At 44.7% G+C, this 13,646-nt stretch carries 11 protein-coding genes; 1 reads left to right on the plus strand and 10 read right to left on the minus strand.

The features are described 5' to 3' along the window. Positions 1 to 55: 55 nt before the first annotated feature. Both N667_RS0117840 and N667_RS0117845 read right to left on the minus strand, forming a co-directional pair. On the minus strand, positions 56 to 430 hold the full coding sequence (locus tag N667_RS0117840) for a DnaJ family domain-containing protein (protein ID WP_027410752.1): 375 nt from the start codon (positions 428 to 430) through the stop codon (positions 56 to 58). Between the two features lie 13 nt (positions 431 to 443). Continuing rightward, positions 444 to 2,927 (minus strand): putative bifunctional diguanylate cyclase/phosphodiesterase, encoded by a 2,484-nt coding sequence (locus N667_RS0117845; protein WP_027410753.1) that lies wholly within the window; start codon positions 2,925 to 2,927, stop codon positions 444 to 446. Between the two features lie 317 nt (positions 2,928 to 3,244). Between N667_RS0117845 and N667_RS0117850 the strand changes: the two genes are divergently transcribed. Then, entirely contained in the window at positions 3,245 to 3,697 is a 453-nt protein-coding gene (locus N667_RS0117850) for a C40 family peptidase (protein ID WP_027410754.1), read from the plus strand. A gap of 204 nt (positions 3,698 to 3,901) precedes the next feature. Here the strand turns inward: N667_RS0117850 and N667_RS0117855 are convergent, their stop codons facing one another. From N667_RS0117855 to N667_RS0117890, 8 genes are all read right to left on the minus strand, one after another. Next, on the minus strand, positions 3,902 to 4,642 hold the full coding sequence (locus N667_RS0117855) for a YkgJ family cysteine cluster protein (RefSeq protein WP_027410755.1): 741 nt from the start codon (positions 4,640 to 4,642) through the stop codon (positions 3,902 to 3,904). A gap of 122 nt (positions 4,643 to 4,764) precedes the next feature. Beyond that, complete coding sequence (locus N667_RS0117860; RefSeq protein WP_035099341.1) at positions 4,765 to 5,463, minus strand: TerC family protein; 699 nt, start codon at positions 5,461 to 5,463, stop codon at positions 4,765 to 4,767. A 157-nt stretch (positions 5,464 to 5,620) separates the two neighbouring features. Further along, complete coding sequence (gene hutG / locus N667_RS0117865; RefSeq protein WP_027410757.1) at positions 5,621 to 6,580, minus strand: formimidoylglutamase; 960 nt, start codon at positions 6,578 to 6,580, stop codon at positions 5,621 to 5,623. Continuing rightward, entirely contained in the window at positions 6,561 to 7,784 is a 1,224-nt protein-coding gene (gene hutI / locus N667_RS0117870; protein WP_051530102.1) for an imidazolonepropionase, read from the minus strand. Before hutI ends, hutG begins: the two co-directional genes overlap by 20 nt. Before the next feature lie 47 nt (positions 7,785 to 7,831). Beyond that, a complete protein-coding gene (gene hutU, locus N667_RS0117875) occupies positions 7,832 to 9,496 on the minus strand; it encodes a urocanate hydratase (protein ID WP_027410759.1) in 1,665 nt (554 codons plus the stop codon). Between the two features lie 25 nt (positions 9,497 to 9,521). Then, positions 9,522 to 11,048, minus strand: coding sequence for a histidine ammonia-lyase (gene hutH / locus N667_RS0117880; protein ID WP_027410760.1), 1,527 nt, complete (start codon positions 11,046 to 11,048; stop codon positions 9,522 to 9,524). 112 nt (positions 11,049 to 11,160) lie between these two features. Beyond that, the gene (gene hutP, locus N667_RS0117885; protein ID WP_027410761.1) at positions 11,161 to 11,610 is read right to left on the minus strand and encodes a hut operon transcriptional regulator HutP; all 450 of its coding nucleotides are present in this window, start codon (positions 11,608 to 11,610) and stop codon (positions 11,161 to 11,163) included. A 567-nt stretch (positions 11,611 to 12,177) separates the two neighbouring features. Continuing rightward, positions 12,178 to 13,527 (minus strand): D-serine ammonia-lyase, encoded by a 1,350-nt coding sequence (locus N667_RS0117890; protein ID WP_156936161.1) that lies wholly within the window; start codon positions 13,525 to 13,527, stop codon positions 12,178 to 12,180. Between the last annotated feature and the right edge of the window lie 119 nt (positions 13,528 to 13,646).

Consider the following 13,646-nt stretch of genomic DNA (forward strand, 5'->3'; position numbering starts at 1 on the left):
GTTCAAAATTGAACGGTAAGCTTTATAATAATAAAAGTTTATAAAACTTCTCTTATTACGAGCGAAATTTGTCTTCAATTCGCTGTTGATACTCTCTTAAAGCACGAGAGTTATTCCAGTTTCTTTTTTTCATTAAAGTATTCAGCCGCAATAATTTTTCGTTCCATTTTCGCATAAGCCGCTCTTTTTCCTGATCGTCCTTACAGCAACGCAACAAATCCTCGATCGTCATCAATTCTTTCTTCAAGTCGACATCCTCTGTAACATAGCCAGCGTTTTTTAACATAAGATAGCCGATGCGAAGCTCTTCCGGAATATGTGATAAATCATCGAGTTCAAGCGGTTTCCCAAATCCCGGCAACTGATCAAACTCTCCATTTTTCATGGCTTTGCGAATTTTTTCCTCAGCAATCCTCCACATAATGTCCATTTTTCATCCACCTTTAACGACTGGGATTACTTGTCGCCAAATGCCTCTTATATTGATGCTCTTCTAAAAACTTTACTAAATCACCAAACGGCAACGGTTTCGTATAATAATAGCCCTGCACTTCATCACATTGTTTCTCTCGCAAATATGAAGCTTCCTGCTCGGTCTCCACTCCTTCTGCGAGCACCTTTACTCCTATATTATGCCCAAGGGAAATAATCGCAGGCAAAATGGCTTCTTTTTCTTCTTGAATATTTTGTACGAACGAGCGATCAATCTTGAGCCGGTCAATCGGCAATTTTTTTAGATAGCTAAGAGAGCTGTATCCCGTTCCGAAGTCGTCAATACTGACATTGATACCGACTGATTTTAAGCTATTTAAAATCGGAATGGCTTTTTCTGTGTCCATTGTCATTCGTTCCGTAATTTCAATATCTAGACAATGTGGAGGCAAATTTGTTTTTTCAAGTATTTTCACAAGCTTATGCACCAATCTCCTGCTTTCAAACTCATATGGCGACAAATTGACAGAAACCGATAGAGACGGGTGTTTCTCTAACAGTTGTTTTGTTTGTTGACAAGCCCTTTCCATGACCCATTCATTGATCGGGATAATGAGACCTGTTTCTTCAGCGATTGGAATAAAAGTATTTGGGGAAATCATCCCTCTTTCTGGATGGTTCCAGCGAATCAACGCTTCCATTCCGACAACTTGCCCGGTGCTCAATTGGATTTGCGGCTGATAATAAAGTTCAAATTCTTCCGCTTCGAGAGCTTTTCGCAATTCACGTTCTACATTGATTTTTTCGTAAATCGTTCGATTCATTTGTTTCTCAAAAAAGCGAAATTGACTGATTGCTTTTTTTGATAATTCATGTCTAGCGATATCAGCCTTACGGATTAATGTTTTACTATCATCCCCATCTTTCGGATATATACTGATTCCCATTTTCAATGTCATAAAAAATTCTTGACCATTCACTAGGAGAGGTTCTTCCATCATCTCTGTTAAACGGTGGCTGAGCTCTTTTACTTGCTCCTCTTTTTCAATATGAGGCAAAATTAAAACGAATTCATTGCCGCTCCATCTCCCGAAAACATCCGCTTCTCCGATTGCACTCTTAATTTTTGCTACGGCTGCTAAAAGCACCTGATCCCCGACCGAATAGCCGCACAAATCGTTCACGATTTTTAATCCTTTCATTTCAACAAACATGACAGCTACCTTCGAATCGACGCGGTTGGCCTCATCCATTTTTTCTGTTAACAGCCGATGCAGCATTTCCTTATTGGGCAGGCCCGTCAAATCGTCATGAAAGGCGATGTAATGCATCCTTTCTTCATGCTTTTTCCTCTCCGTAATATCACGAATGGCGGTAACATTGAATTTTTTCGAGTAATATTCATATTCGCTTCGCAAGATCTCTGCTGGAAAAATGGTCCCATCTTTTTTCTTTAAATACATTTCATACACGTTATCTTTGGCTAAAGACGCCCGCAAATCGTGCAATGACGAAGGAGCGACAAGCGTTTGGATCGGCATATGGAAAAATTCATCAGCTGTATAACCGAACAATTCACATGCCGCCTTATTCGCCTCTAGCACAACTCCTTCTGAATGAATAATAATCCCTTCGACGGATACCTCAGACAGCCGCTTAAACCTCTGCTGACTAATCTCCAACTCCGCTTTGTATTTTTTAAATAATAGCTTCTCGAGCCGAATGTATATGAGCAATAAATAAAGAATATAGGTTATAAGAAATAGGAGAAAAACAGTTGCTATGCCCTTGTTACGGGCTTTTTCTATTTTTCCGTTATACTTTTTTACATCATAATCAACGCCCAACACAGCATCAACTTTTCCATCGGGGTTAAATATCGGGCCAAAAGCGCTAATGGTTTCCCCCCAATAATCTGAGGCTGGTTTTGGTTCCATGCTGAAATATCCTTGGAACGCTCGCTCTAATTCCGGAATATGTTTCTTATATACCGTTCCAATTGGCACAATTTGCTCTTTTTGACCGTCGATTTTTCCGTTACGATTGTAGTCTGTTGCTGGTGCGATGACAAAATAGTTTTTCCCATCCTTTTGCTTTTTTATTGTATAAATGCTCAATATCTCTCTATTTTCATTTTGCCAGCGAGTCATTGAACGCAAAATACGAACATAATGATCATTCGATTCGCTTGTCGAGGAATTGAGTAAATAGTGGTCCATTCGCAATAATTCCGATGCAAGCACTGATGTAAAATGCTTAGAAAATTGTTCGTATTCTTTGTGCTCTTTTTCTTCTAAATAGTTAATATACCAAAATCCACCTATTAACATAAAAAAAATAAAAATATAAAAAATGATTGTTAAACGCTGTGCCATCTGAAAAATCGACATTTCTAATTTTGTCTGAATAAGTCGATTCATCTGATGCTGCACAGTTAATATAATTAATAAAATAATAAGAATAAATAAAGTATATTCGATCGTATTAGATAACATAGACGCTCACCATATATTTTTACTATTATTATAACCGGGCTAAAAAGAGACTTCGCCCTTCATCTTTCCTATTCCTTCGACATTTTACGACATTTTCTACCTTAATTATAAGTGGTTTTTCTCCTAAAAATCACTCTAATTCTATCGAATTATAAGGATAATTTTTAGCACCAAGTCATAATTCCTTGTCCTCAATTTTTGTAACTTCTCTGTAATATTATTTAATTTAAATGTAACAACATTTCGACAAAATTTTTGCTATACTGAAAACTGTGAAAAGGATAAGGGATTTTGGTATTGTTGGGGGTTTTGGGAGAATGAAAAAAGTATTTTCAGTCACTCTACTATCTTTTGCGCTCATACTTAGCTCTCTTTTTGGTAACGCTTTCAATGCAGAAGCGGCTGTAACTTCGCAAAAAGTTATTACCGAAGCAAAAAAGCTTATCGGAACTCCTTATAAATTTGGCGGCACTACTCCAAAAGGATTTGATTGTTCCGGTTTTGTATATTACACTTACAAAAAAGCAGGGAAAACATTGCCTCGTTCTTCTGCCTCAATGTATCAAACAGGAAAAAAAGTACATAAGTCAAACTTACGTCCTGGCGACCTAGTATTCTTCACTACATATAAAAAAGGTGCTTCCCACGTTGCCATTTATATTGGGAATAACTCAATCATTCATGCTACTTCTTCCAAAGGCGTTAAAATTGACAATTTGAACAATTCTTACTGGAAACCTAAATTTATTGGCGCAAAAAGAGTGCTTTAAATAAACGAGCCTCCCTATATTTTGAATGCTTTTCAATTATGGACGGCATTCAAAATATAGGGAGGTTTTTTAGACAAAAAAATGCCCCTTCGAAAATCGAAGGGGTTTTCATATATTCACAGGGGATCGGGGGAATACTTGGAAACTTTACAGTATCATTATGTCCGGCATAAACAATATTTATACAGCCTTTTGGAAAATTTTTTATATATTTTTTATCGATTTCAAAAAGTTAGGCAAATAATCAAACACAAACGCATCTTCTGGATAATCGATTCCTATGTCCTCATTTTCATATAATAGTTCCTGAACAATCTCATTTAGCGCTTCCATATAATACTCATAAAAAAATTCGTAACTGAATGGTTCTTTCGGAATATATGAATCGGCACACGCCTTCGGAGAACAATAATTTAAATATGTGCGGCACGGAATCGGCCTTACCTCATATACTTTGCACGTATTAGTCTTTAGATCTAAAAACGGACACGGCAACCGCTCGACAATATACTGTTCTTTGAAATCGGGAGCTTCTGTAAAATCAATAGCACATAGTTTTTGTAACTTTTCCTTATTTTTTTGAAAATATTTTACTAGATGGATATGAATATCTTCTTTCTCCGCTGCTGGTAAGCTATCAATGTATGCCATCATTAATTTCGCTTCCATCTTTGTAATAATGATTGGGAAGTAGCAGCAATACGCACATCCTTTTTCGCAAGTTGGACGGATTGCTACTTTTTGTTCAATGATTTGAATTTCTTGATCAACAAGAGCTAAAAGCTTTTTAAATGCCTGAAGTAAGAATCGCTTAGCGTCATCTTCTTCATATTTCTCAAACAAATCATCGATAGCATCCTCAAACGCTTCATTGCTTGGAAGATAACATCTATTAATTGTTTGGCAAATTTTTATCATCTCTTCATATGTCAAATGCTTTTTCAAACAGTTTCACCTCTTTGAAGCCAGTCCCCTTTTTTTCAATTTTACACAAATAAGAGGGGAGCAACTACTTGATTTACCGTTGCTCCCCGTCCTATAGCAATCCTTCGCAACACATTTGATAATCACACAAGTCTTTCTTCTTCGCTTTGCGCCTCCGCTTTTTTGTTCATAATATAACCAGCGGCTAAAACGAAAATAGTTAATCCAGCGGCGATGGCATATGTAAATGGACCATGGGGGATATGAAGGAGATCGATAATCCCTTCATCTTCCATCATCATTTTTCCGCCCGTCCAGGCTAGAATACCTGATCCGACATAAGCAATCCAAGCATGCTTTTCCATCATCTCCATAATCGCCTTCGAGCCAAAAATCATAATCGGAATGCTAATGGCCACACCAAATGCAATCATGCCGATATGCCCTTCCGATGTTCCAGCGACAGCCACCACATTATCTAAACTCATGACGGCATCTGCTATAATAATGGTCCAAATCGCTTTGAAAAGGCGATCGGATGATTGAATATTCGCCTCTTCCTCACGTTCAACAAGCACCTTATAAGCAATCCAAAGCAACAACAGTCCTCCGACTAAATGTACAAACGGAATATTTAGCAAAAAGACGATAACGGCCGCAAACACAATCCGCAAAACAACTGCCCCGCCTGTTCCCCAAACAATCGCCTTATGTTGCTGTTCTTTTGGAAGCCGTCTCGTTGCCATCGCAATGACAATAGCATTATCGCCAGACAAAATAATATCGATGGCAATAATCCTCACTAGCGCCCCCAATGCTTCTGAAGATAAAATTCCATCCATTATATGCAGTTCTCCTTTGTCAAAAAACTAGCTATCTTCTCTCATCTTAATATGAAACTGTCTGTATGGGCAACACTTCTGTACTACACACCTACACTTGTTGCTTTTTCGCAAATCAAAACGGCAAGCTCTCCCACATTAGCTTGCCGTTTTGATTCTATATCATCCCTGCTTTTTTCTTCGCTTTTAAAAACTGCAAAATAACCCACGCAGCGGTGCGACTCGTCATATTTCGGAAATCGATGGTCGGGTCGATTTCGACGATGTCGATCGCTTGCACCATCTCATATTGCGCCAAGAGCGAAACAGCTTTCAATAACGAATAACTATCCATTCCGCCTGGTCCAATCGCTGGACACCCCGGCGCATGCGCCTGATCGAGAACGTCCATATCGACCGATACATAAATCGCATCGACTTCGGACTCCAATTTCGCGATACTTTCTTCTATGATCGATTGAACGCCGCGACGATATACATCTTCCATCGTATACATCGCCACGCCGTGTTGTTTGCCGTAATCGGTATAGACCTTGCTGTTGGCGAAATCGCGCAGGCCGATTTGGATGAGGTGCTGCCCTTCAATGATACTCGACTCAATCAGGCTGCGGAAAGGTGTGCCGTTCGTCGGCCCACCGTCTTCTAAATTACGCAAATCGTGATGCGCATCAAACTGAATAATGCCCACTTTCCCTTTGTTTTTTTGAAATCCGCTCACAGCCGGAAAGCTGATCGAATGGTCGCCGCCAAGAACAATCCATAACGCGCTCGGATTGGACGCGACGACTTGCCCCATCGTGTCCGCAATGCGCCGCTGCGACTCGATAATATCGGTCGGATGCATGATAATATCACCGTAGTCGGTTACGATGACGCCTGCTAAATCTATATCATCTGCAATCGAATACGTGCTGTAAAAGGAAAGTGCTTGGCGAATCGCGCCTGGCGCAAACGCCGCTCCTGAATGGCTGATCGACGATTTCGAAAGCGGTGCGCCGATGAGGCTGACGTTGCTGGCATCACCGCCGTTCCAAGGGACAAGCAATTCATTCGCCTTTGTCACATGCCGGTCTTGAAAGAATGCTTTTCCCGCCTCTTTAAGAAACGAAAACCGCATCGCCTCCGCTCCTTTCTGCGACGACATTCCCCGCTTTCAAGACGGTGCGGACATGGTTCACTCCGTAATGATACGGAATGTAAGCGTAGTTCGGCGCATCCCAAATGACGATATCCGCTTTTCGGCCGATGGCGATGCGGCCTGCTTCCTCGCCGCGGTTAATCGCATAGGCTGCATTCACCGTCACCGCATGCCAAATTTCTTCTGGCGTCATTTTTAATTTTAAAGCGGCAATCGACATAATGAGCTGCAAGTTTTCCGTCGGCGAACTGCCAGGGTTAAAATCGGTCGACAGCGCCACCGCCGCCCCGGCGTCGATCATTTCGCGCGCTTTTGCGTACTTTTCTTTTCCTAAATAAAATGAAGTACCTGGCAAAAGCACCGCAATCGTGTTTGATTGAGCCAATAATTGAATCCCTCTTTCCGATGCCCCGACTAAATGATCGCCGCTTTTTGCCTCCAACTCGACCGCCAATTCCGTGCCGCCGAGCGGGTCGATTTCGTCCGCATGAATTTTGACGTCAAATCCTTTTGCTTTTGCCGCTTGTAAAAACGCGCGCGACTGCTCGACGGTAAACACGCCCGTTTCGCAAAAAATATCGACAAACTCGGCGAGCTCCTCTTTTTTGATGATGTCAAGAAGGACGATCATATTCGCAAGGAAACGGTCAGGCTCCTCTTTATATTCCGTTGGAATCGCATGCGCGCCGAGAAAGGTGGAGACAAGATCGATTGGATGCTCGCCTTGCAAGCGCTTGACGACACGAAGCTGTTTCAACTCGGTCTCCTCATCCAATCCATATCCGCTTTTTGCTTCCACCGTCGTCGTGCCGTATGAAATCATGCGATTCAAGTGGAACTTTGCTTTTTCTAAAAGCTCCTCCTCGCTTGCCTCTCTTGTCGCTTGAACAGTCGATAAAATGCCGCCGCCCCGTTTTAAAATTTCCAAATACGGCACGCCTTGCTGCTTCAGTGCCATCTCGTGCTCCCGTGAACCAGCAAACACAAGATGCGTATGCGGGTCGACGAGCCCCGGCGTCACAAGTTTCCCTTTCGCATCAATCACTTTGTCAGCTTGAAGGGAAGCGGCTTCTTCCATGGTGCCGATAAAAGCAACTTTTCCATCGCGGATGCCGACAGCCGCCTGTTCCAATACGGAGAGCGTCTTCATTTGCTCCCCTTTAGCTGGACCGTCCCCTTCCATCGTCAAAAGCTGACCGATATTGATAATGAGCGTATCAAACGGTTGCGTCACGACTGTTTCCCCCTTAACATCGGGATATTCACATTCATTTCTTGCGCCACTTCAATCGCACGCTCATAGCCGGCATCGGCGTGGCGAAGAATGCCCATGCCCGGGTCGGTCGTCAATACGCGTTCTAAACGTTCTTTCGCTAAATCCGTCCCATCGGCCACGACAACCATGCCTGCATGCAACGAGTATCCCATGCCGACGCCGCCGCCATGGTGGAACGAAATCCATGAACCGCCGGCAGCTGTATTGATTAACGCGTTGAGCACCGCCCAGTCGCCGATGGCGTCGCTGCCGTCTTTCATCGCTTCCGTTTCGCGGTTTGGCGAAGCGACGGAACCGCAATCTAAATGGTCGCGGCCAATGACGATCGGCGCTTTTAATTCACCTTTGCGCACCAGTTCGTTAATCGCAAGCCCCATTTTCACGCGCTCGCCGTAGCCGAGCCAACAAATGCGCGCTGGAAGCCCTTGGAACGCCACTTTCTTTTGCGCCATGTCAATCCAGCGAATGAGCGCTTCGTTTTCCGGAAACAGTTCTTTAATGAGTTCGTCTGTCCGATAAATGTCTTCCGGATCTCCCGACAGCGCCGCCCAGCGGAACGGCCCTTTTCCTTCGCAGAAAAGCGGACGGATATACGCAGGAACGAAACCTGGAAACGCAAAAGCATCTTGAACGCCTTCATCTTTGGCGACTTGGCGAATATTGTTGCCGTAATCAAACACGATCGCCCCGCGCTTTTGGAACTCGAGCATCGCTTCTACATGCTTCGCCATGCTTTGTTTCGAACGGCGCACGTATTCCTCCGGATTATTTTTTCGCAACTCGGCCGCTTCGTCTAATGACAAGCCAGCCGGAACATAGCCGTTCAACGGATCGTGCGCTGATGTTTGGTCGGTGACGATGTCAATTTTCACTCCGCGTTTTAATAGCTCATGATGCACTTCCGCCGCGTTGCCAACGAGGCCGATGGAAAGCGGTTCGCCTTTTTCTTTTGCCTCATACGCCCACATGAGCGCTTCATCAAGCGACTCCGTCATGCGATCGCAATATTTGGTATCCAATCGTTTTTGGATGCGGCTTGGGTCGACTTCAACGGCGATGACGACACCTTCGTTCATCGTCACCGCTAACGGCTGCGCGCCACCCATGCCGCCGAGTCCCGCTGTCAGCGTCAACGTTCCTTTTAATGTGCCGCCGAAATGCTTTTTCGCCACGGCTGCGAACGTCTCGTACGTACCTTGTAAAATTCCTTGCGTGCCGATATAAATCCAGCTGCCCGCTGTCATTTGCCCGTACATGATTAAACCTTTTTTGTCGAGCTCATGGAAATGCTCCCAATTTGCCCACTTTGGCACAAGTACAGAGTTCGAAAGAAGCACCCTTGGAGCTCTTTCATGTGTTTTAAAGACACCAACCGGCTTTCCGGATTGAATGAGAAGCGTTTCGTCCTTTTCGAGCTCCCGCAGCGTTCGCACGATCGCATCAAACGCCTCCCAGTTTCGCGCCGCTTTGCCGATGCCGCCATACACAATAAGGTCTTCCGGTTTTTCCGCTACTTCCGGGTCTAAGTTGTTGTACAGCATGCGAAGAACGGCTTCTTGCTCCCAACCTTTACATTCTAGCTCCAAACCTTTCTTTGCTTTCACATTGCGCGAAGTCATTTGGCTCATGATTTCATTTCCTCCTTTATTGATATTGATTAACAGATGTTATTTTGTTGGAACAAAAGGGCCAATCGATATGCTTCAACCATTGCGCCGCGGCTTCAATATCTTTTGAAAACACACGGTCTTTTGTAATCGATGGTACAATCTGGCGTGCCGCTTCATAAAACGTGCGCGTTTGCGAAGCCATTTTTTCCACACCGCGATATTCCACCGCTTGCAAGGCGCAAATCAACTCGATCGCAAGCACCCTCCTTGCGTTTTGTAAGATGGCGTACGCATGGCGCGAAGCAATCGTGCCCATGCTGACATGGTCCTCTTGGTTCGCCGATGACGGAATGGAGTCGACGCTTGCTGGATGAGCGAGCGTTTTATTTTCCGAAACAAGCGACGCCGCTGCGTATTGCATAATCATCGCCCCTGATTGAAGCCCAGGCGCCGGACTTAAAAACGGCGGCAAGTCGCTAAGCTGCGGATTGACGAGCCGCTCAATGCGCCGCTCGGAGATGTTCGCTAGCTCAGCAATCGCAATTTTCATAAAATCCATCGCTAACGCAATCGGTTGGCCGTGAAAGTTGCCGCCGGAGATCACGGCCGCTCCGTCATCAAAAATCAATGGGTTGTCGGTGGCGGCGTTCATTTCAATTTCCAACTTTTCTTTCACATAATCAAGCGCCTGCCAAGAAGCGCCGTGCACTTGCGGAATACAGCGCAACGAGTACGCATCTTGAACGCGAAGTTCCCCTTGTTTCGTCGTGAGCTCGCTGTCCGCTAAATAATGGCGAATTCGTTCTGCCACATCCATTTGCTGCTTATAGCCGCGGGCGAGATGAATGCGTTCGTCAAACGCGTCAATAATGCCGCGCAAGCCCTCCATCGTCAGCGCTGCAATCATTTCGCTTTCATATGCGAGTTGCTCCGCTTCTAAATAGCCGACAACGCCCATCGCCGTCATCGCCTGCGTTCCGTTGATAAGCGCAAGCCCCTCTTTTGCCTTTAACACAATCGGCGCAATGCCTTCTTTTGTTAATGCCTCCATGGCCGGCATGCGCTGTCCGCGGTAAAACACATCGCCTTCTCCGAGAAGAGCGAGCACTAAGTGGGAAAGAGGCGCCAAATCGCCGCTTGCCCCTAATGAGCCTTGCTGCGGAATGACGGGATGAATTTTCGCATTCAATAAATCGATTAAACGCTCCACAACAACCGGACGAACCCCTGAATATCCTTTTAACAGCGCATTCGCGCGCAAAAGCAGCATCGCGCGGGAGACGATTTCCGGAAACGGCTCCCCGACGCCGCAAGCATGCGATTGGATTAAATTCCATTGCAATTCCTCGACGTCATCCGCTTCAATTAAGACATCGCTAAATTTGCCAAACCCGGTATTAATGCCATATACCACTTTTTTATTGGCGACGATGTCCTCGACCGCTTTCCGGCTTCGCTCCACCGCTTCCATGCTGTCTTTTGCCGCGATGACGAGCTCATCTTGATATAAGACGCGCTTCACTTCTTCCAATGTCAATGTATGTCCTGTCAAAACGACCATTTTGCGACACTCCTTTGCTTTAACAAAATAAAGGAGGAGGCCATCACCACAAAAAAATCACTTGTGGTATAGCCTCCTCATGAACTAAAAAACTGTAGGCTTTTGTCTATGTTTACATATGATTGATTCCTAATCCGATCGTTTCATGCTCCAGCCCGCGAATCGGCGCACCGATCGTTCCGTACAAAGCAACGGCGATCCATTCGCCTTCCGCTTCATTTTCATACGGCGTTCCCCTAACAACGGCGAACCGCAGGCCGACCGTTCTCATCAAATCTCCGAGCTCCACTTGCCCTCTCGTCACGCCTTGCATCGCTTCAACAACGGCATGATACAGCGCATGCATTTCGCGATACAACTCACCGTTAACTACTTGGTTGCGCTTGGCTGCCGTCTCAATGGAAGACACAATTTTTTGCAAATCCATTGAACCGACTTTTCCTTTGCAGTAGCGCCATTGAAGCGCATCTAAATGAGCGGTTAATCCCGTTTCTTCCTCTTCTTCCGACATCGCAAGCAAAACGGCGTTGCGGCCGATTCTGCTTTTTGCCTGCTTTAGCATGGAAATCAACACCTGTTTCCCTAATTTTCTAAATAAACTAATAGCTTATTTTTATTGTAACCGCTTTTCTTTTGCATTGTCAATCAAAAAATACCATATTTTAACAAATTAATAAACTACCATATTACTTGGCTAAAGGCTTTCACAAAAAGAATGGAATATACCCATCGTCAGACACATAATAAAGTCCAACCGCAAAAGGGAATTTTGATTAGGAATAGCGATGATAGAGAAAGAAAAAAGAGGGATAGTAGTCCCCCTTAGTCAATACTAGATCAATTTGGTAAGATACTTAGTTCATAAAGTATTATAGAAACAAGCATAATAACGATTACACTAGGAATCCAAATACTTGGCTTTACCTTTACAGAAGATAGACTATAACGTCTATAAAATGAACCTCTCCCACCTACATTCCATTTAGAGGTGGGAGACTTCTCGGTGAATGTGTTAAAAAACTAAAAAAGTTTATCTGGAGGTAAATTTATGTTAGCGAATTTGCTTCTCTACAGTTCCCGGTTCTCTCTCACTTAACAGCAGAATAGCAAATCATCAACGTACCGACCGCTATTTCATATATCGTTTCCCTTTTTCATAATACTTCTCCATCTCCTCTTCCGGCACGAAACTCCCCCCTGTCGCCCAGCATAAATGGGTCGCCTGCTTTATTTTTTCGGACAATTGGCGCTGTTCTATATACGATGTTCCTTTCGCAAAAAGGGAAATAGGGCCATACACGCCTGCCAGTGCAGATGGCTCTAGCGCAACGTCTTCTTGATCTTTCATAAGTGCCAATAGCATCAATAAATGCCGATCCTCCACCGTATAAATGCCGCTGATCAACTTCTCCACCGCTTTGCCGACAAAGCGCGACGGCCGCCCGACAGCCAAACCGTCCGCCTCCGTCTGGTTGTCGAGGCCAAAATCGTGAACGCTCACTTTGTCATGCAATCCGGTCATCATCCCTAACAACATACACGGCGAATGCGTCGGTTCGGCAAAAAAGCAATGGACCGCCTCGCCAAACACGAGCTTCAGCCCAAACGCGATGCCGCCCGGCGCGCCGCCGACACCGCATGGGAGGTAGACAAACAGCGGGTGCTCGCGATCGACGACGATCCCTTGTTCCGCGAATTGTTGCTTAAGTCGCAAAGCCGCAACCGCATAGCCAAGGAACAAGTCAGCGGAATTTTCATCATCAATAAAATAGTTGTTCGGATCACCCTCCGCTTCTCTTCTACCTCGTTCCACCGCGGTGCTGTAATCGGACGAATGTTCAATCACATACGCGCCGTTTTTCTGTAGTAAATCTTTTTTCCATCGCTTGGCTTCTGCTGACATGTGCACATTGACGCGAAAACCGAGCTTTGTCCCCATTATGCCGATGCTTAAGCCGAGATTTCCCGTCGACCCGACCGTGATCGTATATTGCGAAAAAAAGGAGCGGAATGTATCTTCAGCCAAAACGGAATAATCATCTTCCAGCGACAAAAGCCCATGCTGCAACGCCAGTGTCTCTGCATGCTTTAATACTTCATAAATTCCCCCTCGCGCTTTAATGGAACCGGCGATCGGCAAATGGCTGTCGCATTTTAACAGCATTGTGCCCGACAGCGGTTGTTCCAACATCGTTTCAAGCACCTTTGGCATATGCGCCATTTCGATAAGCGGCGATTCGATGATTCCTCTCGTTTGCTTTGTTTCCGGAAAGGCCGTTTCAATAAACGGAGCAAATCGCCGCAACCGCTGTTCCGCCTCCAGCACGTCGTCAATTCTAAACGGCCGTTCAGCCGCCGCGTTCCATTGTTCATATTTCGGGTTCAACCAAAATACTTCTTTTGCTGCCATCATTGGCTGAAGCAACGGATAAGCTTCTAGCCATTCCTTGATTGTTTTCCCATCGATCGTCTGTTCCATCATCCATCCTCCCCTGAATACAACAAATTGTCTTTAGTATCAATATACCGTATACATGCTTTTTCCTCCCATAAAAATATTTTACATATTTTTGAAAAAGTGATATCATGATGATATAA

The organism is Anoxybacillus tepidamans PS2, assembly GCF_000620165.1.
GTDB classification, from domain to species: domain Bacteria; phylum Bacillota; class Bacilli; order Bacillales; family Anoxybacillaceae; genus Anoxybacteroides; species Anoxybacteroides tepidamans_A.